Genomic DNA, 20,831 nt, shown 5'->3' with positions numbered 1-20,831 from the left:
GGCCCAGAATCCACAAAGGCGGAGGAACACACCGCAATGGCCAAGATGATTGCGTTCGACGAGGACGCCCGCCGCGGTCTCGAGCGGGGTATGAACACCCTCGCTGACGCCGTCAAGGTGACGCTCGGCCCGAAGGGCCGCAACGTCGTGCTCGAGAAGAAGTGGGGTGCGCCGACGATCACGAACGACGGCGTCTCCATCGCGAAGGAGATCGAGCTCGAGGACCCGTGGGAGAAGATCGGGGCCGAGCTCGTCAAGGAAGTTGCGAAGAAGACGGACGACGTCGCTGGTGACGGCACCACGACCGCGACCGTTCTCGCCCAGGCGCTGGTGCGCGAGGGCCTCCGCAACGTCGCCGCCGGCGCCAACCCGCTCGGCCTCAAGCGCGGCATCGAGCAGGCCGTCGAGGCCGTCGCCGAGCAGCTGCTGAAGGCCGCCAAGGAGATCGAGACGAAGGAGCAGATCGCTGCTACCGCGTCCATCTCCGCCGCTGACCCCACGATCGGCGAGCTCATCGCCGAGGCGATGGACAAGGTCGGCAAGGAAGGCGTCATCACCGTCGAGGAGAGCAACACCCTCGGTCTCGAGCTCGAGCTCACCGAAGGCATGCGCTTCGACAAGGGCTACATCTCCGGTTACTTCGTGACCGACCCCGAGCGTCAGGAAGCGGTCCTCGAGGACCCGTACATCCTGCTGTTCGGCTCCAAGATCTCCACGGTCAAGGACCTGCTCCCGCTGCTCGAGAAGGTCATGCAGTCCGGCAAGCCGCTGCTGATCATCTCCGAGGACGTCGAGGGCGAGGCTCTCGCGACCCTGGTCGTGAACAAGATCCGTGGCACCTTCAAGTCCGTCGCCGTCAAGGCCCCGGGCTTCGGTGACCGCCGCAAGGCCATCCTCCAGGACATCGCCACCCTCACCGGTGGCCAGGTCATCACCGAGGACGTCGGCCTGAAGCTGGAGAACGCCGACATCTCGCTGCTGGGCAAGGCCCGCAAGGTCGTCGTCACCAAGGACGAGACGACCATCGTCGAGGGCTCGGGCGACGCCGACCAGATCCAGGGTCGCGTCAACCAGATCCGCGCCGAGATCGAGAAGTCGGACTCCGACTACGACCGCGAGAAGCTCCAGGAGCGCCTCGCGAAGCTCGCCGGCGGCGTCGCCGTCATCAAGGCGGGCGCGGCCACCGAGGTCGAGCTCAAGGAGCGCAAGCACCGCATCGAGGACGCCGTTCGCAACGCGAAGGCCGCCGTCGAAGAGGGCATCGTCGCCGGTGGTGGCGTCGCGCTGCTGCAGGCCGCCGAGGCTGCCTTCGCGGGTCTGCGTCTCACGGGCGACGAGGCCACTGGCGCCAACATCGTCAAGGTCGCCGTCGAGGCCCCGCTCAAGCAGATCGCGGTCAACGCCGGTCTCGAGGGTGGCGTCGTCGTCGAGCGCGTCAAGTCCCTGCCCGCGGGCGAGGGCCTGGACGCCGCGACCGGCGAGTACAAGGACCTGGTCGCCGCGGGCATCATCGACCCGGCCAAGGTCACGCGTTCCGCGCTGCAGAACGCCGCGTCCATCGCCGCGCTGTTCCTGACGACCGAGGCTGTCGTCGCGGACAAGCCGGAGAAGAACGCTGCTCCGGCCGCGCCTGACGCTGGTGGCATGGACTTCTGATAGTCCTTGTTTGACTGAAAACCCGGCTCGCCTTCGGCGGGCCGGGTTTTTTGGTGTTTTGGGTTGCGGTTCCAGCGTGGGCGCGCGGGTTCAAAGACCTTACGAGCTTTGGTTTCGTCATCGCCGCTTCGCGACGATTGCGATTGGGGCTTGACTTCGGGTCCCTTGCGAGGCGCTTGTTCGGGCGGAAAAGGTCGGATGCTCCGCACCCGCCCGATCCGAAAAGGGTAGCACCTCGCACCCGAAGTCAAGCCCCAATCGCTTTGCGTGCGTGGTTGCGTTTTGTGGTTGGGTGGCGGTCATTACCGGTTCCTCTCGTTGTTTTGCTCTCATTCGGCTCGGCTTCGCCATCGCCGCTTGCCTTCGGCTTCGCGGGGGTGTTTGTTTGGGCGGTTCACACGATGGTGTTTTGTTTTTCGCGTTATCTGGTTGTGATCTTGCGGTATAGTCGAACACGTGAGCGAAACCCCTGTCCAACTCCTCTCGACTGACGCGCTGCTTAGCCGTGTCGTCAGTCGGGAGAAGAGGATGCGGGCGGAGTTGTTTCTGCAACTGCAGGAAATCGCCGAGTTGGAACGGCGCGGTGCCGGGCCCGAGCTTGGCTATAAGGATGTGGCGTATGTGTTGCAGGCTGCGATTCGCTGCGATCGCAACACCGCCAGGCAAATGGTCGCTAACGCCGGATTGTTGAGCAGCACGATCACTCCGACTGGCAGCGAACTCGCCCCCGAACTCCCGCTGACCGCCGAGGCCGCCGCTGAGGGTGCGTTGTCGATCGCGCATGTCGCGGAGATCGCCAAGGCGATGAAGCACCTGCCCGCCGAGGTCGAGAACCTCGTCGTGGACGCCGCCCGCGAGCACGCGCCCCTCGAGGTGCGCGACTTCGGCAAAGGCCTGGCCTACGGCCTCTACCAGGACGACCCCGAGCCGGGCGAGCCCCAGCCGGAGCGGCTGGTCAACCAGCACCACAAGCGCTGGCGCAAGGACGGCATGCTGGAGATCCGCGCCCTGCTGGACAAGGTCACCGGTGCGGCCTACGAGGCCGCCCTGGATCCGTTGGCCAAGCCCCGCCCGGACACCGGCGAAGGCCCTGACCAGCGCGACCGCTCCGAACGCGAAGGTGAGGCGTTCGCGGAGCTGGTCAACCTGATGGTGCGCGCCGACCAGTTGCCGGAGCACGGCGGCGAGCCGGTCACCCTGACTCTCACGATGAGCTACGACGACCTCGCCAACCAGACCGGCCAGGCTCTGCTGGACAACGGTGAGCGGATCCCGGCCGACCAGGTCCGCCAGCTCGCCTGCAACGCGGGCATCATCCCGATGATCCTGGGCGGCCAGTCGCAGCCGATGGACATCGGCCGCAAGACCCGCACCTTCCCCGCCGGAATCCGCAGAATCCTCGTCGCCAGAGACCGAGGCTGCGCTTTCCCGGGATGCTCAAGACCACCCCGGCACTGCGATGCCCACCATGTTCGCTACTGGGCCGACGGCGGCGACACATCGGTCGACAACGCCGTCCTGCTCTGCCGCCATCACCACAGGCTCATCCACCAAAGCGAGTGGGAAGTAAAACTCGTCCACGGCATACCGACGTTCTATCCACCGCCATGGCTGGACCCAGAACGAAAACCCAGACGCAACCTAATTCACGCTGCCGCCTAAACCGTCGTTCGCCGAACCACGAGCGGACAACGTCCCGCGCGGCACGCGTGGCACTCCCGCAAAGCCGAAGGCAAGCGGCGATGGCGAAGCCGAGCCGAACGAGAGCACAACAACGCGGGAAACCGGTATCGACCGCCGCCCAAAAGCACAAACGCAACCACGCACGCGAAGCGATTGGGGCTTGACTTTGGGTGCGAGGTGCTACCCTTTTCGGATCGGGCGGGTGCGGAGCATCCGACCTTTTCCGCCCGAACAAGCGCCTCGCAAGGGACCCGAAGTCAAGCCCCAATCGCAATCGACGCGCCAGCGGCGATGACGAAACCAAAGCCCGTCATGTCCTGAACCCAACCACGCTGGAACTACATCCGGTCCAGCAGCCGAGACCGCGCGACCTCCAGGTGTGCGGTCATCGCCGCACTGGCTCCCAACGAGTCCCCAGCCACCAGCGCGTCCACGATCGCCCGGTGCTCGGTGATCGTCTGCACCCCGAACGGCTGCTGGAAGTTCAGCCGGAACAGGTGCAGATGGCAGTGGGTCTTCGAAAACGACTGCAGCACGGCCTCGTTGCCGGCGATCCGCAGGATGAGCTCGTGCAGCCGCTGGTCGTGCGCGGTCAGGTTCTTGTAGTCGTCGTAAGCGTCATCGGCGGGAGCGGCAGGACAGGTAGCGAGCTCCTCGGAGATCAGCCGCACGTTCTCCGGTGTCATGCGCGCCGCCGCCAGAGCCGCGGAAGGCGGCTCCAGCAGCAGTCGCAGGGAATACAGATCGTCGACCTGTTTGCGGTTCAGCAGGTCCGTCACGCGGTAGCCGCGCAACGGGAGCCTGCTGACCAGTTCCTCGGATTCGAGACGTGCCAGGGCTTCGCGGACCGGGGTTGGGGACACGTCCAGCCGACGCGCGATCTCGTCGATGTTGACGCGCGCGCCCGGTTCCATGCCGTCGCTCATGATCAGGGCGCGGATCTGCTCGTAGACATCGTCCGCTAGCACGCGCCTGGTCGGTATCCGCAACACCACTCCTGGGGCTCCTGTTCAGTTCTTGGCCAGTATCTCCTGCGAGACGCGTTCCATCTCGGCGAACACGTCGTCGGAGCGCTGCCCGCCGAAGTAGGCCTCGAAGAGGGGCTGTTCGGCCGACTGCACCGCGGAGCCGTTGGCGTAGGCGGTGGACGGGTAGAGCACGCCGTCCTTCACGTACTGGTTGTAGACGGACAGGTCGACGCCCTGGGACTTCATCGACGTCACGGTGTTGTCCATGGCGGCGGGAATCGACGGGAAGAACGTGCCCGAGGCGCCCGCCTTGGTCTGGCACTCCTCGCTGCCCATGTAGCTGACCCACTTCCAGGTCAGGTCGGGGTTCTTCGTACCAGCCCAGATGTTGTTGCCGTTGGAGTTCGACAGAACCGAGCGCTTGCCCTCAGGGCCCAGAGGAGTCGGGGCGATGCCGACGGGGACGCCGGGGATCTTGCCGAACGACGGTGCGGACCAGGAACCACCGATGGTCATGGCGGTCTTGTCCGAGCCGACCAGGTCGATGTCGGAGATCGTCGACTGGTTGCCGGTGGTGAACGTGCCGAGCTTGGGCGAGTAGCCCTTCTCGGTCAGCGACGTCACCCACTTCATCGTCTTCACGAAGCGCGGGTCGGTGTAGTTGAACTTCGTGGGCCACTGGTCCTTGTCGCCGAACTTCCAGCCCAAGGTCGACACCAGCGGCGCCCACGTGGTCTCGCCGATGAAGCTGCGGCCCGCGATGGCGCCGACGCCGTAGGTGGCGATGGCGTTCTTGTCGAAGCCGGGCTCGTCGCCGCGCTTGCCGTTCTTGTCGATCGTCAACCGAGCAACGATCTTCTCGAACGTGCCGCCGTCGTCCGGGTTCCAGATCATCTTGGCGACCTGGTCCTCCGTGATGCCGGCCTTCTGCAGCGAGTCCTTGCGGTAGTAGATGCCGGCGGCGGCCCAGTCCAGCGGCAACGCGTACTGCTTGCCGTCGGTGAACTTCCAGGTGTCGACGCCGACCGAGTACTTCTTCAGGTCCACAGAGGACTTCGCGATGAGGTCGTCCATGGGCATCAGCTGGTGCTGCCCGGCGTAGGCCTGGAGGAACTGCACCGAGTTCTGGAACGCGTCGGGCGCGGTGCCCGCCACGAAGCCCGCGGTGAGCTTGGTGAAGTAGTCGTCGACGTTGTAGCGGGTGATCTTGACGTCCGTGCCGGGGTTCGCGGCCTCGAACGCCTTCTCGCACTCGCCGTAGGCGACTGCCTGCTTGTCGTCCCAGGTCCACCAGTTGACGGTGGTGCCGGAGCCGGAGTCGGAACCTGACGAGCAGCCGGCGAGGACCAGGGCTGCTGCCAGAGAAGCGGCGGCGATTCTCATGCTTTCTCCAAGAGACGGGAACGGAAGGCGTCTAGAGCGATGTCGAGGTCGTCGGAGCCGCCCGCCTCGTGGGCGCTGTGCTCCCAGACCTGGATCTGACGGGGTCCGGCGTAGGCGTGGTAGGCGCCGAACACGGTGGACGGCGGCACGATGTCGTCCATCAGGCCGATCGAGAACCAGGCGGGGGCGACTGCTCGAGCGGCGAACCCCACACCGTCGAAATAGGACAGTGTCGGGAAGATGTCGGAACGGCGGTTCTCGGCGATGTAGGTCGTGAGCTCGGTGAACGGCGGGCGGCCGCAGACGTTCAACGCGCGCCGGAAGTCGCACAAGAACGGCGCTTGGGCGTGCACCGCGGCCAGGTCAGGCACCAAACCAGCCACGGCCAAAGCGATTCCACCACCCTGGCTGTTGCCGATCACGGCCACGTCAGAAGAACCCAATGCCCGCACGGCATCCACCGCGCGAACAGCATCGACGAAGACGCGGCGGTAGAAGTAGGTGGAGCGGTCGGCGATCCCGCGCGTCATGAAACCGGCACCGCCGCGCTGGTCCCGCACCTCGAACTGCAGATGCGCGAAACCTGCGCTGGCCCACGTCAGGTTCTCGACCGCGCTCCCCCGGTTGCTGCCGTAGCCGTGGTACTGCACCACGGCAGGCAACCCGGAGGCGCCGCGAGGAGTGCGCAGCCATGCGCGAATCCGGTCGCCGCCGAAGCCCGAGAACGTCACGTCGTAGACGTCCAGGGTCTGCAACGGCGTCTCGACCGGGACCGCCTCGACCTTCAGCTCGAACGAACGCGCCTCGGCCAGGGTCGAGTCCCAGAACGAGTCGAAGTCATCAGGCCGCACGTAGGAGCTGCGGTAGTCCCACAGGTCGTCCAGCCCCAGGTCAGTCAGCACGAAATCCTCCCGCGCACGTCCACGACGTCGCTCACGACGACCTCGGTGACCTCTCCGCCGATGCTCACCGGCACGAACTGCGAGGCGTCCCCGGACAACCGCCGCACCCGCACCAGCACGTCACCGGAATCCCACCAGACATCCACCGCGAGCCCGCCACGGCAGCGCAGACCGCGAGCCGACCCGCGTGACCAGCCAGAAGGCAACGCGGGCAGGACGTCGATCACGCCGGTATGGCTCTGCACCACGACCTCGGCCAGAGCGGCGGTGAAGCCGTAGTTGCCGTCGATCTGGAACGGCGGGTGCGTGCTGAACAGGTTCGGCAGCAGGCCACCCCACTCGGAGCCGTCGAACGGCGCGTCGCGGTGCCGGTCACCCGTGAACGCCTGCGAGGCCTCGGAAAGCAGCGACCGCACGGTCTCGCCGTCGCCCAAACGGGCCCGCAGAGCCATCTTCCAGGCCCACGACCAGCCCATCGCGCCGTTGCCGCGGCGGTCCATCGTGGCGACGGCGGCGTCACCGAGCTCAGTGCCCGCGACGATCTGGCCGAGCGGGTAGACGGACACCATGTGCGACATGTGCCGGTGCGTCGAATCTTCCTCGGGAAGATCGGAGACCCACTCCCCCAGCCGACCGTCGAACACCGGGACCGGGCGCAGGCGAGGCAGCGCGGCCGAGATCTCCGCGAGCACCGGGTCGGTGCGGCCCGATGCCAGTGCCAGCGCCAGAGTCCGCTCGAACACCGCACGGACCAGCATCACGTCCATGGTCACCGACCACGTCAGCGCCTGAGGCTTGCCATCGACGAGGAACCAGTTCTCCGGCGACGTCGACGGGCACGTGTCGAGGTAGCCGTCCGGCCCCTCGACCAGCCAGTCGAGGCAGAACTCCGCACAGCCGCGCAGCAACGGCCACGCACGCTCCAAAGTGGACCAGGTGCGGGCGAAGTCGTAGTGGTCCCAAGCGTGCTGGACGAGCCACGCGCCGCCCATCTGCCACAACGCCCACGACACCGCGCCGTGGCCCATGCCGACCGGCAGCGACCAGCCCCACGCGTCGGTGTTGTGATGCGCGACCCAGCCGCGCGCCCCGTACAACGAGCGCGCCACCTCGGCCCCGGTCACGGACAGTTTGTCCAGCAGCTCCAGCAACGGTTCGTGGCACTCGGCGAGCCCGGTGACCTCGGCCGCCCAGTAGTTCATCTGGGTGTTGATGTTGATCGTGTAGTTCGACGACCACGCGGGCCGCAGCTCGCCGTTCCAGATGCCCTGCAGGTTCGCGGGCGGCGCACCCGGACGAGACGAGGAGACCAGCAGGTACCGGCCGAACGCGAACAGCACCGACGCCGTCAGCTGCTCGTCCTTGCCCTGCAACAGCTCCGGCACGTCGACGACCTCGGGCAGGTCGCCGAACCGCACGTCGCAGGCGTCCATCAGCGTCATGTGGTTGCCGTGCCGCTTGCCATGCCACTGCGACTCGGTGGTCGTCGAGCTGGTCAAGGTCAGCAGCCAGCGTTCGCCGGTCGTGATCTTGCAGGTGACCGTACCGCGCTCGCCGGTGCCGTAGACCGGCGCGTCCACCTGCGGTTCGTGGCGGGGAGCGGAGTCGACGGGGATGTCGACCACGAGGAACAACCCGTCCCGCGAGACCTCGCGAAACGGCGTGGTCAGCTCGACGTCGAGCGGCTCAGCACCGGTGATCTCCACGCACAGCGAGGTTTCCGAGGCCCAAACGCGCCGGACCACCTCTGCGCCGTCGATCGTCAACCGCTCACTCACCACACCCGTGTTGAGGTCCAGCGTGCGGCCGTGCGACTCGCCCTCAGGCAGCGTGATCCACAGGTCCACGTACGGCAGGTATGTCTGGCTGTACGGGCCTTCGAACGACATCAGCAGGTCGGTAGCGCGCTCCAGATCGCCGGAGAAGATCGCCGAACGCACCTCGGCCAGCCGTTCAGGACCAGCTCCGGCAGCCAGCACGTCGGCGAGCGCTTTCGAAGGGCCGTCAGCGGTTCCCGACCACACGGTCGCGTCGTTGACCTGCACGCGGGACCGGCCGGCCCCGCCGAACACCATCGCGCCAAGGCGTCCGTTGCCGACGGGCAACGCCTCGGTCCACTCCGCCGCTTCAGACGGCCAATGCAGTTTCACTTGATCCCCGTGAAGCCGATGGAGTTGACCAGCCGCCGCCCGAACACCACGAACAGCAGCAGCATGGGCAGCGCCGCGACCAGCGTCGCCGCCATCAGTCCTGCCCAGTCGAGCGACGCCTGCGGTGAGGACTGCTTGAACACCGCCAGCGCGAGCGTGAGCGGGCGAACCGACTCGTCGTTGGTGACGAGCAACGGCCAGAAGTAGTCGTTCCAGGTGGAGATGAACTGCAGCAGCGTCAACGTGGCCATCGGCGCGACGCTCATCGGCAGGACTATTCGGAAGCACACGCGCAACGGCCCGGCGCCGTCGATGATCGCGGCCTCCTCGACCTCGTTCGAGAGACCGAGCATGAACTGCCGCAGGAAGAAGATGTTGAAGGCGGAGAAGAACGCGCCCGGCAGGATCATGCCGCCGAACGTGTTGAGCAGCCCCAGGTCCTTCATCAGCACGAAGTTCGGCAGCAGCGTGAACACCGACGGCACCATCAGCGCTGTCAGCAAGATCCCGAACACCAGATCCCGGCCCTTCCACCGCAGCCGGGCGAACGCGTAGGCGGCCAACGCGGAGAACAAGACGGTGCACAACGTGAGAATTCCCGCGTACACAATGGAGTTCCACAACGCCAGCGCCAGGTCGATCTTGGCGCCAGACCCGTTCTCGGCCGCGGCCTCAGCGGGCGTGGCGAGACCGAGAGCGCGCTTGAACGGGCCCCACGTGAAGTGCACCGGCAGCAGCGAGGACGGGTCCGTGGACATCGCGAAGTTGTTGGACAGCGCGGTTCGCAGGATCCAGTAGAACGGGAAGATCGTGACCAGCAGGATGGCGATGATGTAGGCCCACGCCACACCCCTGCCGAGCTTCATGGAGAACGTCATCGAAGCTCCTCAGTTGGTGTCGGACTCGCTGGCGCGCGCCATCCGCATCTGCGTGAAGGTCACGGCGACGAGCAGCAGGAACAGGGCGAGCGACATGGTGGCGGCGTAGCCGAAGTCGAACTGGCCGAAAGCCTTGTCGTAGATGTACATCTGCAGCACGAGCGACGCGTCCGCCGGACCGCCCTTGGTGCTGACCTGGACGATGTCGAAGATCTGGGTCGCGCTGATCACGTTGAGGATCACGACCATCACCAGGATCGGCCGCAGCAACGGCAGCGTGAGCGAGCGGAACATCTGCCACTCCGAGGCGCCGTCGATCCGGCCCGCCTCGTAGATCGACGCGGGAATCGTCTGCAGGCCCGCGAAGATGAGCACCGCGTTGTAACCCATGGACTTCCACACGTTCAGCGCGGCCAGCGTCGGCACCGCCCACGTGTCGGAGCCGAAGAACTTGATCGGCTCGCCGAAGATCCAGGTGATGAGCTGGTTCACGATGCCGAGCTGCGGGTCGAGCATCCACGTCCACACCAGCGCCGTGACGACGCCGGAGATGAGGAACGGCAGGATCATCAGCCCGCGGACCGTGGTGTTGACGTTGAGGCGGTGCAGCACGACCGCGGTGAGCAGCGAGATTCCGACGCCGAGAACTGTTGTCAGCACCACGAAGTAGGCCGTGACGCCCAGTGAGTGCCAGAACCGGCCGTCGTTGATCAGCTCCTGGATGTTCGCGAGACCCGTGAACACCGGCGGGGTGAGGATGTGGAACTCGGTGAAGCTGAGGTAGACGCCGCGCAGCATCGGGTAGGCGAAGAACACGCCGAACCCGAGGATGGCGGGCGCGACGAGCATCCACGCGACCCACGTGTCGTTGCGGCGGGAAGCGGGGCCTTTGCGGCGGCGGACTGTGGGTGGAGGCGCCGTGGTGGCTGGTCCACGCACGACATGGGCGCTGGAGTCTTGCACGGTTGTCACCACGACGCCTCCTGTTCTGGGTGGGTGTTAGATGCGGATGCTGTCGACGTCGAACACGGAGTCGTCGGGGTTGCCGAAGCGAATCGTGTTGTTGCCGGCCAGCAGGTAGATCGGGACGGTCATCTTCTGCGCCAGGCCCCAGTTGTCGTCGTTCGCGCCGGCGACGGGGAGCTTGAAGCTGGTGCCGTTGACGGTGACGATGCCGGTGCGGCTTGAGCTCGCGTCCACATAGGACAGCTCGACCAGGTAGGTGCCTTCCTTCGGCACGTTCACCGTAGGCATGGTGAGAATGCCGCTACCGCCGATGTACCCGACCTTGTTGCCGCCGGAGCACTCGCAGCCGTAGACGGTCGCGCCGCCACCGGTGCTGCCCTTCTCCGCTTCGTAGGTGACGGATTCCTTCGGCGTCACATAGGAAACCGGCTTCGAGCGGTTGCCGTTCTGCACCACGGTGAACTCGTAGCTCGTCGCCGGGGTGAGGCCGGTGACGGTCGCGTTCGTCGAAGTGGTGGTGGCGACCTTCTTGTTGCCCGCGTAGACGTCGTAGCGGACGCCGGTCTTGCCCTGCCACTTCAGCGAGACGCTGGTCGGCGTGGCGCCGGTGCCCTCGACGACGGTCGGGGAGACGGCGCTGCGCGGGGTGATCTTCAGCAGCTTCGTGCCGTGCACCGGAAGGTCGGCGCTGAACGAGCCGTTGGCCTGGCCGATGTCCTTGCGGGCCCAGACATCGCGGACCTTGGCGTTGCCGTTGATGCCGAGCTGCGCGAAGTCCGCGGTGACCTTGGCGGGCGTGGCGCCGAGGTTGAACAGTGCCACGGTGAAGCTGCCGTCGGCGTTGCGGGCGTACCAGACCTGCTGGTCGGAGCGCTGGTCGACCGGGCGGGCGGGGATGCCGGCCTGGTTGATGCCGATGACCTCGTCGTTGGTGAGCAGCTTGTAGCCGTAGTCGTCGATCTTGGTGAGGTCGTCGCCCAGGTACAGCGGGGAGTTCGAGATCGCCCACAGCGTCATGTAGCTCTGCCGCTCGGCCTCGGTGATGCCGTCCATCTCGCCGTTGCCGACGTTGAGACTGTCGAGGTTGTTCCAGCGGCCGGGGCCCGCGTCGTCGATCCACTGCACGACGTCGTTCCAGCGCTGCTTCACCGAGTTGTTCCAGGTGACGAGCGTCGGGCAGTAGCACTCGACGTCGGTGTCGACGCGCCAGCCGTTGGTGTTGGACTTCCACACGTCGGCCTGGCGGTGGCTCAGCGCCCACGAGATGAGGAACTCGATGGGACGGCCGGTGTTCTTGAGCGCGGTGTTCCACGCCTTGACGTCACTGGTGTTGTCGAACCGCTCGCCGCCCTTGAAGCTGCCGGGGCCGACGCCGTCGAGCTTGAGGAAGTCGACGCCGTAGCCCGCGATCACCTGGGCGATCGAGTCGATGTACTTCTGCGAGCACGGGTTGTCGAAGTTCATCTTGTAGGCCATCTCCCACCCGTTGGTCTTGCGCAGGTCCGGGTAGACGATGTCCTTGGTGGTGCAGCCGGGGGCGTTGTAGATCGGCGTCTTGCCGTCGTTGTACGCCTTGAGGTCCAGGCCGACCGCGAGGTAGGAGCCGTACTTGAGGCCCTTGCCGTGCACGTGGTCGCCGAGCCACTTCATGCCGCGCGGGAACTTCTTCGGGTCCGCGACCGGGCGGCCGTACTCGTCGAACGATCCGAGCCAGCCCGCGTCGACGTTGATGTGGTTGTAGCCGTGCTGCTTGAACTTCGCCGCGAGGACGTCGGCTTGCTGAAGGACGTTCTTCTCGTTCAGCCAGCTGGCGGGCCCGTCCGGGTTCACGCCGGGGTAGTTGGTCGCCTGCAGGCTCCAGCTGCTCCAGCCCATGTAGGGCTTCTGCGCGATCTTCTGTTGCTGTTGCTGGGCTTCCGGTGCCTGGGCTGCTGCGGGGACCGCGATCAGCGACGCGAGCAGGCCGGCAACGACACCTAACGCTCTCAAGACCACTCCTTTGTGATTCGTTTCAGGCGACCCGGAGGTCTTCCATCGCGTCGCGGTCCCAGTCGATGCCGAGACCTGGCGTGTCGGGCGCGATCGCGTGTCCGTTGTGGATCGTGATCTCGCCCTTGGTGATGGCGCGCAGCTGCGGGATGTGCTCCACGTACCTGCCGTTGGGCAGTGCGGCGGCGAGACTGACGTGCAGCTCCATCAGGAAGTGCGGGCAGACGTCGGCGTTGAACGCCTCCGCGGTGTGCGCGACCTTGAGGAACGGCGTGATGCCGCCGATCCGTGCCGCGTCGACCTGGATGATCGAGGCGGCACCGCGTTCGAGGTACTCGCGGAACTGGCCGACCGAGTACAGCGACTCCCCCACCGCGATGGGAATCGTCGTGTGTTGCGCGAGTTTGACGTGTCCGCTGACGTCGTCGGCCGGCATCGGCTCTTCCAGCCAGGTGAGGTTGACGTTCTTGTACGCCTCGGCCCGGCGGATCGCCTCGGCGGCGGTCATCGACTGGTTGGCGTCCACCATGATCGCGAACCGCTCGCCGACCGCTTCCCGCACCGCTTCGAGTCGTTCGACGTCCTCGGACAGGTCGGGCTTGCCGACCTTCATCTTGATGCCCTGCCAGCCTTGCTGCGCCGTCTCCTTGGCGCCCTTGACGAGCTCTTCGGTGCTGAGGTGCAGCCAGCCGCCTTCGGTGTCGTACAACGGGACTTCCCGCTTGTGGCCGCCTGCCATGCGCCACAACGGTTCCCCGGCCCTGCGGCAGTGCAGGTCCCACAGCGCGGTGTCGATCGCGGCGAGCGCGAACGAGGTGATCGCGCCGACCGTGGTGGCGCGCGTGCTCGCGAACAGGTCCTGCCAGACGTGCTCGATGCGGCGCGTGTCCTGTGCTTCGAGGCGGGGCAGCAGGTGGTCCTTCAGGAGAGCGAGGACCGAGCTGCCGCCCGTGCCGATCGTGTAGGCGTAGCCCAGTCCGGTGGCGCCGTCGTCGGTCGTGATCTCGACGAAAACGGTCTCCTGCTTGACGAACTGCTGGACCGCGTCCGTGCGCAGGGTCTCGACGGGAACGTCGACCTGGAACGCCTCGGCCTTGACGACCTTTGCCACGCCAACTCCTCGGATCTCTGATCCTATAGGATATTTGCGGGCATTGAACGCGGGCGTTACAACGATGTCAACCGTCGTTTGGCCACGCTCCCACGTCCCTGAGAGCGTTTACAACGGGCTGGTGCGACCGGATCTAGTTCCGGTCCTCCGATGTCTGCAGCTCACGAGCGTGGTGGCTGCTGTTGGTGCCTGTTGAAGTGTGAGTGAAAATGTGAGCGTTTCTGTCCGGTTGTCATTGGTGAGCAGCCGGACGGTCCGGCGCCCGGCAGGCCGCATGGTGGAGGGACCAGGCTGTGGCGGCGCACGCGAAGACCGCGATCCAGGAGCCGGGGCGTTCGGTGAGCGTGGTGGCGGCGCGGCCCCTGTCGGCCGGGACGGGCGCGACCTGGGCGGCAGCGCGGAACCCGCAAGTGTCGGCCGCGAACAACGGCCTTGAGGTGAACGTCTGGCGCTTCTAGCTCTCGGCCGCCTGCTTGAGCCGGGCCAGCGTCGCCTCGATGTTGGCCTGGTTCGTGACGGCGCGGTCGCGGACGCCGGTCGCCAGCACGGTGATCGGCTTGTACCAGCCGGGTCGCCGGTCCCACGTGGACTCGGTGACGCGGCAGCCGTTCTCGGTGGGTTCGATGTCGTACTGCCAGCGCGACACCATCATGCCGAGCGAGCGAACGTCGAACGCGAACCGCGTGACCGAGCAGTCGGTGATGGTCGAAACAGTCGGCCACATGCGCCAGCCGCGGCGGTTGAGGCCGCGGAACCGGGCGCCGACGGACGGTCCGGAGCCACGCAGCCAACGGCCGCCGGAGTACTCCTCAGCCACCCCGCCCAGCCTGCGCAGGTCGCTGACCAGGTCGAACACGCGCTGCGGCGGGGCAGCGACCTCGATGTGCGCGGAGGCGTCCGGCGTCATGAGCCAGAACTTACTACCAGTAGGTAACCAAAGCTAGAGCTCGCGCACAGGCGTCCCCCGCAGGAACGCGTGGATGTCCTCCACGGCTTCCTGGAAGTAGGTGCGGTAGTTGGTCTCGGTCACGTAGCCGAGGTGCGGGGTGGCCAGGACGTTCGGCAGTCCCCGCAACGAGTCGGTCAACGGCAGCGGCTCCACCTCGAACACGTCGAGACCGGCACCCGCAATGCGCCGATCCCTCAAAACCTCAAGCAGCGCAAAAGAATCCACGATCGCGGCCCGCGAGGTGTTGACCAGGAACGCGGACGGCTTCAAGCAGGCCAGCGCGGCCGCGTCGACCAGGCCGCGGCTGCGGTCGCTGAGCACGAGGTGGATGGACGCGAAGTCGCTCTGGCCGAACAGGTCGTGCAACGAGGACGCCAACCGCACACCCTCGGGCTCGACCCGGTCAACGCTCAGATTGGGGCTCCACGCCACGACGTCCATGCCGAACGCCTTGCCGATGCGGCCGACCGCGCGACCGAGGTTGCCGAAGCCGAGCAGGCCGAGCGTCTTGCCCGCGAGGTCGACGCCCACGGTGCTCTGCCACGGCCCGCCGGAATGGAACGCGGCGTTCTCCACCGCGATGTGCCGGGCCAGACCGAGGATCAACGCCCAGGTCAGCTCGGTCGGCGGAGTCTTCGCGCTACCGGTGCCGCAGACCGTGACACCAGCAGAGCGAGCAGCCTCGAGGTCGATCGAGGCGTTGCGCATGCCGCTGGTGATCAGCAGACGCAGCCGGGGCAGCCGAGAGAACAAGGAAGCGGTGAACGGCGTGCGCTCCCGCATGATCACGACGCACTCGGCGTCAGCCAGCACCGAAGCCGGGTCGTCGAGGTGCTCTCGCTGCACCACGACGTCGAGGCCCGACCAGTCGGCGTTCGAGAGGGCCACACCCTGGTAGTCGTCCAGCACCACGCACCTCATGCGGCGATCATGTCAGAGTAGGCGCATGGGGGAATTTCACCTGGCCCAGGCCAACCTGACGATCGGGCGCTTCTCGTTCGACCACTGGCGGATGCGCGGGTTCGCGCGCCGGGTCGACCCGATCAACGCGCTCGCGCAGCAGGCTCCCGGGTTCGTGTGGCGGCCGACGTCGGAACGGATGACGGCCGACCTGGAACGGCTGGGGCGCGACGCGATGCTGGAGGCGTTCAACCTCAGCGTGTGGGAGTCGGTGGAAGCGTTGTGGGAGTTCACCTTCCGCGGCTTGCACCTGGAAGCGGTGAAGCTGAGCGAGAAGTGGTTCGACCCGGCGACCGCGCTGGACGTCATGTGGTGGGTGCCGAAGGGACATCAGCCGACGACCGAGGAAGGGCTAGCGAAACTCGACCAGGTCAGGCGGGACGGCCCGACGCAGGACGCCTTCACGTTCCGGAAGCGGTTTCCAGAGCCCCTCTGACGATGATCTCCAGCAGTGGCCGGGGATCGAGGGCCTCGCCGCGTGCGAACTGTTGCAGGAACAGGCCTTGCACGCACGCCCCGAGCGTGTCGGAGACGGCCACCGGGTCGCGCATCCCGAGACTCGCCAGAGCCGGGATCAGCATCGACGTCATCGTGGCCCGGCCACGCAACAACGCCTCGCGCACCCGAAGGTTGGTCGCCGCCTCCACCCACAGCACCATGCGCGCCTTGACGGTGACGACGTTCGGCCCGGTCATGAACTCGTAGAGCCGGCACAGCTCGTCGATCAGGTCCTCCGGCGTCGCGGGCTTGAGCGTCGCCTCGACCGTCGGGGTCTCGAGCTGCAGCATCCACTCCATCACCCCGTCGAGCAGGGCGGCGCGGCTGCGGAAGTAGTTCGACGCCGAGCCCTTGGGCAGGTCCGCGCGGTCGTCCACCCGCGCGTGGGTCAGGCCGCGCAGCCCTTCGGTGCCGAGCAGCTCGACGGCGGCGGACAACACTCGTTCCCGGTTCGAGGTCACGACCCCACTATAAACGTAGTGACTCGACACTATAAACGTAGTACCGTCAGGTCATGACAGCGACAATCGCCCTGGCCGCGTGGACCCTCAACACCGTGATCGGACTGGTGATGCTGCTGCGCCTGCTCAACGCACGAAGACAGGTGCCTCCGCTCGCCTACTACCACCTCGTCACCGCGCTGGTCGGGCTCGGTTTCTGGATCGGCTTCATGGCCGTCGGCTCACCTGTGCTGGCGTGGCTCGGGTTCGCGGTGCTCTTCCTGCACAACACCTTCGGGGACCGCCTGCGGGTGAGGGGCTGGCAGAAGCGCAACCCCGCCGCCGAGAAGAACGTCTACCTCAAGTCGATGATGGCGGCGTTGAGAAGGCCACTCACGGCGGTGCACGCCACGCTCGCCGGAGTGACCTTCTTCCCCGCCCTCTTCGCTGCGGTGATCAGCAGTTGGGGCTAGTCCTCTTGCCGGCGAAGCGATCGCCGAGCCAGTTCAGCGCGTTCGAGCCCCATGCGCTGACCGCACTCACGTGCCCGAGCAGCGGCAACGCCGTCCACTGCACGTCGGCGCCCAGCGAGCACCACTGCGAGCGCAGCTTCTGCCCCACGCTGAACGGGATGAGCTCGTCGACCGTGCCGTGGTAGAGGTACACGGGCGCGGCCGGTTTCACCGAGCCGAGCGTGTTCTCCTTCAACCTGTTCTGCCACAACGGGTTCTGGATGACGTCCGGTTGCGTGGTCAGCGAGTTGAGGCGCGTGAACGGTGCCACCAGAGCGATCTCGGCGACGCAGGCACCCCGGATCTGGTCGAGAACCTGCTTGCCGCGCGCGTTGAGCACCGACGACAACGGCAGTTCGGGATAGGCCGCGGCATACCCCGCCGCCGCCGCGAACACCAGACCCGAACCGGCGTTGCCGTCGTTGAACTTCGCGACCGCGTTCAGGTCGGCCGGCACGCCACCGGCCGCGACTCCGACGACGTTCAGCGAAGGCGCGTAGGACTTCCACTGCTCGGCGGCGGCCGACGCGGCCTGTCCGCCCTGTGAGTAACCGAAAACGCCGACCGGGGCGTCCGGTGACAGACCGGGGATCTCCCCCGCCGCCTGTGCCACGTCCAGCAGGGCGCGACCTTCCGAGCGGGCCACCGCGTAGGTGTGATCCCCTGGCGTGCCAAGGCCTTCGTAGTCGGTGACGGCGACCGCCCAGCCGTTGAACATGGCCTGCGCGAGGAACGCGATCTCGACCTCGGTGCCGTTCTGCAGCTGCCGCGACGGCGCGCACTGGTCGCCCATGCCCTGCGTGCCCATCGCGTAGGCGACGATCGGGCGCGGGCCGTTGGTCCACGGCAGCGGCGAGACGAGCACCATGCCGGACACGACGGTGCTCGTGCCCGTCGCGGACGTCGAGGTGTAGCGGATGTCGTAGGCCTTGACCGGGGCGGGCAGGAGCCGGAGCGGCTCAGGATGCCACACCACCTCCCTGCTGCTGACCAGATCGCCCGGTGCGGCCGCGGCAGCGGGTGTGACCAGGGCTGATAACAGGAGAACGGCGGCGAGCACGGCACGGAGCTGCATCGTTGGACCCCTTTGTGGTAACCGGCGTTACCGCAATGTAGGGCCGAACGTCGTAAGGGAGCAATAGTCTCTTCGGCTTCATGGATTCACACCTTGAGGGAACGCGAAGACCCGATCCGGGTCGTACTTGCGCGCGACCTCCCGCAGACGCGTGAGCGACGCGCCGTAGTAGGTGCGGGCCCAGTCCGGCATCTGCGGGTCGAGGTAGTTGACGTAGCTCGACGCACCGAACATCTTGCCGAGCTCGTCACGGGCGACGCCCATCGCCTTGCGCGCGTTGGCTTCCCCGGCCGCCAGGGTGACCTCGACCTGGATGCTCGCGAGCGCGGACCGGTGCGGGAACGCCGAAGCCGGCCCTCGCGCGACCGCGCCACCCAGCGCGTCGATCATGTTGTACGAGTTGGGGGTGCTCTTGAAGATCTCCGCGAGCTTCTGCGGATCGGTGACGGGTCCGGTGAGCATCCGCGACGTGGCGACGTAGCTGCCGCGCCCCTGGGAGCCGCCGCCTCCGTTCCAGCTCGGCTTGCACGAACCGTCGCTGTTCTTGCACCACGCGAACCGTTCCATCGCGGTGAGGAACGTCTGCTCCTGCTCGCGACGCCCGGTCGGCTGGGATCCGACGCGGCGGACGAGGTCGTCGAGCAACGGTTTCGCGCCGGTGCCGACGAAGCATCCGCTGACCTCGACGTACGGGTTTGGACCGTTGCCGACGCCGACCGTGGACGTCATGGCGTCGGGTGCTTTGCCCTGCCAGTCCGGCCACACGCTGAGCAGGGACGGGAGCGCCGCCGACGGGAAGGTGAGGGTGAAGGTCGTGAGGGTGCGGGCGGGTTCGGTGCGGAACACGAACGACGTGACGATGCCGTAGTTGCCGCCACCACCGCCGCGCAATGCCCAGAACAGGTCGCTGTGCTCGGTCGCGGAAACCGTGCGGTGCACGCCGTCTGGCGTGACGATCTTCGCGCTGACCAGGCGGTCGCAGGTGAGGCCGAACTGTCGTGCGGTCACGCCGATGCCGCCGCCGAGCGTCAGGCCGGAGATCCCGACGGTGGCGCAGGTGCCCGCCGGCATCATGCGGCCCGCGTTCGCCAGCGCCACGTACAGGTCCATCAGCAGGACGCCCGCGCCGACCTCGACCGTGCCGTCCGCGCGGACGTCGATCCGGTTGAGACCGCGCACGTCGACGACGAGCGCGCCGTCCGCTGTGGAGTAACCGGGATAGCTGTGGCCGCCGCACCTGGCCGTGATCTTGCTCTTGTCCCGGCGCGCGATCTCGATGCACCTCTGGACGTCCGCCGGTGACACGACCTTGGCGATCGCACTGGGACGTTGGCCGTCGTAGTGCGTGAAGTAGCCGAGTTTGGCGTCGCGGTAGGCGGCGTCACCCGGCTTGATCAGCTGGACGTCCATTGTGGACAGCCACGCGGGACCGAGCGCCAATGACTGGAGGAACACCCTGCGTCGCACCATGTGACCGAACGTAGGAGTCGGACAAACCGGCACACAACGGATCCGCGGACCGGTCCTGTTTCCGGATCTACGGGTTCACCGCGAGGAACAGGAACGCGGCCAGCAGCACCAGGTGCACGCCACCCTGGAGACGAGTCGCCCGGCCCGGCACCACGGTGAGGACGCTGACCAGAACCGTGAGCAGCAGCAGGATCATCTGCATCGGGCCGAGGCCGAGCATCAGCGGACCGTCGAGCCAGACCGTGGCCAGCGCGATGGTCGGGATGGTGAGGCCGATGCTCGCGATCGCCGAGCCGTAGCCGAGGTTGAGGCTGGTCTGGATGCGGTCGCGCAACGCGGCCCGTGCGGCGGCGATCGTCTCGGGCAGCAGCACCAGCAGTGCGATCACGACGCCGACGAACGACTGGGGGAACCCTGCCGCGCGCACACCGGCCTCGATCGCGGGTGACTCGATCTTCGCGAGGCCGACCACGGCGACCAGTGCAACGAGCAGCAGGCCGAGCGACGCCAGCGCGGCTTTGCTCGACGGCGCCTCGGCATGCTCTTCGATCACGCCCTCTTCGTTCACCGGGAGGAAGAAGTCGCGGTGCCGGACGGTCTGCGTGAACACGAACATCGCGTACAGGGCCAGGGAGGCGAGCGCGGCGAACGCCAGCTGCGGGCCGGAGAACTCGGGGCCGGGCGTGCTGGTGGTGAACGTCGGCAGCACCAGCGTGAGGGTGGCGAGCGTGATCACCGTGGCGAGCGCGCCGCCGCTGCCTTCCGCGTTGAACAACGTGGTGCCGTGCTTCAGAGCGCCCAGCAGCAAGGCGATGCCGACGATGCCGTTCGTGGTGATCATGACGGCGGCGAACACGGTGTCGCGCGCGAGTGACGATGCTTCCGGGCCGCCGGACACCATCAGCGTGACGATCAGGGCCACCTCGATGATCGTGACCGCGACCGCGAGGACCAGCGATCCGAACGGCTCCCCCACCCGGTGCGCGACGACCTCGGCGTGGTGCACGGCGGCGAGGACGGTCACGGCGAGTACGACAGCGACCAGTGCGACGAGCACCGGTGCGAGGTCACGTCCCCACGCCACGGCCAGCAGCAGCACGCCGAGCACGGGAGCGATGGTCGTCCAGGACAGCAGGGGGAAGCGGGAGGTGGCGGCCATGATCACACCCTCGCACGTGTCGTGCCCGGCCCGCCATTCGGAGCAACACCCATTCTCGGGTAATAAAATGTGCAGCGGAGCG

At 66.9% G+C, this 20,831-nt stretch carries 19 protein-coding genes; 5 read left to right on the top strand and 14 right to left on the bottom strand.

Annotation, left to right across the window (positions count from 1 at the left end):
- Positions 1–36: 36 nt before the first annotated feature.
- Complete coding sequence (gene groL, locus AB0M24_RS21370; protein WP_059362828.1) at positions 37–1,656, top strand: chaperonin GroEL; 1,620 nt, start codon at positions 37–39, stop codon at positions 1,654–1,656.
- Positions 1,657–2,112: 456 nt separating this feature from the next.
- Entirely contained in the window at positions 2,113–3,318 is a 1,206-nt protein-coding gene (locus AB0M24_RS21365; RefSeq protein WP_363770210.1) for a DUF222 domain-containing protein, read from the top strand.
- Positions 3,319–3,677: 359 nt separating this feature from the next.
- Here the strand turns inward: AB0M24_RS21365 and AB0M24_RS21360 are convergent, their stop codons facing one another.
- The 8 genes from AB0M24_RS21360 to AB0M24_RS21325 are packed head-to-tail and all read right to left on the bottom strand — an operon-like array spanning position 3,678 to position 13,686.
- A complete protein-coding gene (locus AB0M24_RS21360; RefSeq protein WP_363770207.1) occupies positions 3,678–4,307 on the bottom strand; it encodes a GntR family transcriptional regulator in 630 nt (209 codons plus the stop codon).
- A 42-nt stretch (positions 4,308–4,349) separates the two neighbouring features.
- Positions 4,350–5,690 carry a sugar ABC transporter substrate-binding protein gene (locus tag AB0M24_RS21355; protein WP_363770204.1) on the bottom strand — a complete coding sequence of 447 codons (1,341 nt, stop codon included), beginning with the start codon at positions 5,688–5,690 and terminating at the stop codon, positions 4,350–4,352.
- Positions 5,687–6,592 (bottom strand): acetylxylan esterase, encoded by a 906-nt coding sequence (locus AB0M24_RS21350; RefSeq protein WP_363770201.1) that lies wholly within the window; start codon positions 6,590–6,592, stop codon positions 5,687–5,689. The genes AB0M24_RS21355 and AB0M24_RS21350 overlap by 4 nt, the downstream gene beginning before the upstream one ends.
- Positions 6,586–8,742 (bottom strand): glycoside hydrolase N-terminal domain-containing protein, encoded by a 2,157-nt coding sequence (locus AB0M24_RS21345; protein ID WP_363770198.1) that lies wholly within the window; start codon positions 8,740–8,742, stop codon positions 6,586–6,588. The genes AB0M24_RS21350 and AB0M24_RS21345 overlap by 7 nt, the downstream gene beginning before the upstream one ends.
- Positions 8,739–9,620: a carbohydrate ABC transporter permease gene (locus AB0M24_RS21340; RefSeq protein ID WP_363770195.1), complete on the bottom strand. Its 882-nt coding sequence runs from the start codon at positions 9,618–9,620 to the stop codon at positions 8,739–8,741. Before AB0M24_RS21340 ends, AB0M24_RS21345 begins: the two co-directional genes overlap by 4 nt.
- A 9-nt stretch (positions 9,621–9,629) precedes the next feature.
- On the bottom strand, positions 9,630–10,592 hold the full coding sequence (locus tag AB0M24_RS21335) for a sugar ABC transporter permease (RefSeq protein ID WP_363770192.1): 963 nt from the start codon (positions 10,590–10,592) through the stop codon (positions 9,630–9,632).
- 27 nt (positions 10,593–10,619) lie between these two features.
- On the bottom strand, positions 10,620–12,575 hold the full coding sequence (locus AB0M24_RS21330; protein ID WP_363770189.1) for a CBM35 domain-containing protein: 1,956 nt from the start codon (positions 12,573–12,575) through the stop codon (positions 10,620–10,622).
- Positions 12,576–12,597: 22 nt separating this feature from the next.
- Positions 12,598–13,686: a mandelate racemase/muconate lactonizing enzyme family protein gene (locus AB0M24_RS21325; RefSeq protein ID WP_363770186.1), complete on the bottom strand. Its 1,089-nt coding sequence runs from the start codon at positions 13,684–13,686 to the stop codon at positions 12,598–12,600.
- 293 nt (positions 13,687–13,979) lie between these two features.
- On the opposite strand from AB0M24_RS21325, the gene AB0M24_RS21320 reads away from it, so the two are divergent.
- Positions 13,980–14,144, top strand: coding sequence for a hypothetical protein (locus AB0M24_RS21320; protein ID WP_363770183.1), 165 nt, complete (start codon positions 13,980–13,982; stop codon positions 14,142–14,144).
- On the opposite strand, the gene AB0M24_RS21315 is transcribed toward AB0M24_RS21320, so the two are convergent.
- The gene (locus tag AB0M24_RS21315) at positions 14,141–14,593 is read right to left on the bottom strand and encodes an SRPBCC family protein (RefSeq protein WP_363770180.1); all 453 of its coding nucleotides are present in this window, start codon (positions 14,591–14,593) and stop codon (positions 14,141–14,143) included. The two genes, AB0M24_RS21320 and AB0M24_RS21315, sit on opposite strands and share 4 nt — an antisense overlap.
- Before the next feature lie 33 nt (positions 14,594–14,626).
- The gene (locus tag AB0M24_RS21310) at positions 14,627–15,556 is read right to left on the bottom strand and encodes a D-2-hydroxyacid dehydrogenase family protein (protein WP_363770177.1); all 930 of its coding nucleotides are present in this window, start codon (positions 15,554–15,556) and stop codon (positions 14,627–14,629) included.
- Positions 15,557–15,581: 25 nt separating this feature from the next.
- Here AB0M24_RS21310 and AB0M24_RS21305 point away from each other — a divergent pair, with 25 nt between their 5' ends.
- Positions 15,582–16,031, top strand: a complete 450-nt coding sequence (locus AB0M24_RS21305; RefSeq protein WP_363770174.1) for a DUF3291 domain-containing protein — start codon at positions 15,582–15,584, stop codon at positions 16,029–16,031.
- On the opposite strand, the gene AB0M24_RS21300 is transcribed toward AB0M24_RS21305, so the two are convergent.
- Positions 15,997–16,554, bottom strand: a complete 558-nt coding sequence (locus tag AB0M24_RS21300) for a TetR family transcriptional regulator (RefSeq protein ID WP_363770171.1) — start codon at positions 16,552–16,554, stop codon at positions 15,997–15,999. The genes AB0M24_RS21305 and AB0M24_RS21300 overlap by 35 nt on opposite strands.
- 53 nt (positions 16,555–16,607) lie before the next feature.
- Between AB0M24_RS21300 and AB0M24_RS21295 the strand changes: the two genes are divergently transcribed.
- Positions 16,608–17,006, top strand: coding sequence for a hypothetical protein (locus tag AB0M24_RS21295; protein WP_363770168.1), 399 nt, complete (start codon positions 16,608–16,610; stop codon positions 17,004–17,006).
- Here the strand turns inward: AB0M24_RS21295 and AB0M24_RS21290 are convergent.
- From AB0M24_RS21290 to AB0M24_RS21280, 3 genes are all read right to left on the bottom strand, one after another.
- Positions 16,990–18,120, bottom strand: coding sequence for a lipase family protein (locus tag AB0M24_RS21290; RefSeq protein ID WP_363770165.1), 1,131 nt, complete (start codon positions 18,118–18,120; stop codon positions 16,990–16,992). The two genes, AB0M24_RS21295 and AB0M24_RS21290, sit on opposite strands and share 17 nt — an antisense overlap.
- 78 nt (positions 18,121–18,198) lie before the next feature.
- On the bottom strand, positions 18,199–19,590 hold the full coding sequence (locus AB0M24_RS21285) for an FAD-binding oxidoreductase (RefSeq protein WP_363770162.1): 1,392 nt from the start codon (positions 19,588–19,590) through the stop codon (positions 18,199–18,201).
- A 67-nt stretch (positions 19,591–19,657) separates the two neighbouring features.
- Positions 19,658–20,749 carry an ionic transporter y4hA gene (locus AB0M24_RS21280; protein WP_363770159.1) on the bottom strand — a complete coding sequence of 364 codons (1,092 nt, stop codon included), beginning with the start codon at positions 20,747–20,749 and terminating at the stop codon, positions 19,658–19,660.
- Positions 20,750–20,831: the final 82 nt, after the last annotated feature.

It is taken from the genome of Lentzea sp. NPDC051838, assembly GCF_040681245.1.
GTDB lineage: Bacteria > Actinomycetota > Actinomycetes > Mycobacteriales > Pseudonocardiaceae > Lentzea.
Note: the sequence above shows the minus strand (reverse complement) of the source record. Positions and strands in the feature narration are given on the sequence as shown.

Coding starts and splice junctions, on each gene's coding strand:
- AB0M24_RS21305 (WP_363770174.1), top strand. CDS start 15,582: ATGGGGGAATTTCACCTGGCCCAGGCCAACCTGACGATCGGGCGCTTC.
- groL (WP_059362828.1), top strand. CDS start 37: ATGGCCAAGATGATTGCGTTCGACGAGGACGCCCGCCGCGGTCTCGAG.
- AB0M24_RS21355 (WP_363770204.1), bottom strand. CDS start 5,690: ATGAGAATCGCCGCCGCTTCTCTGGCAGCAGCCCTGGTCCTCGCCGGC.
- AB0M24_RS21295 (WP_363770168.1), top strand. CDS start 16,608: ATGACAGCGACAATCGCCCTGGCCGCGTGGACCCTCAACACCGTGATC.
- AB0M24_RS21315 (WP_363770180.1), bottom strand. CDS start 14,593: ATGACGCCGGACGCCTCCGCGCACATCGAGGTCGCTGCCCCGCCGCAG.
- AB0M24_RS21310 (WP_363770177.1), bottom strand. CDS start 15,556: ATGAGGTGCGTGGTGCTGGACGACTACCAGGGTGTGGCCCTCTCGAAC.
- AB0M24_RS21340 (WP_363770195.1), bottom strand. CDS start 9,620: ATGACGTTCTCCATGAAGCTCGGCAGGGGTGTGGCGTGGGCCTACATC.
- AB0M24_RS21290 (WP_363770165.1), bottom strand. CDS start 18,120: ATGCAGCTCCGTGCCGTGCTCGCCGCCGTTCTCCTGTTATCAGCCCTG.
- AB0M24_RS21285 (WP_363770162.1), bottom strand. CDS start 19,590: ATGGTGCGACGCAGGGTGTTCCTCCAGTCATTGGCGCTCGGTCCCGCG.
- AB0M24_RS21280 (WP_363770159.1), bottom strand. CDS start 20,749: ATGGCCGCCACCTCCCGCTTCCCCCTGCTGTCCTGGACGACCATCGCT.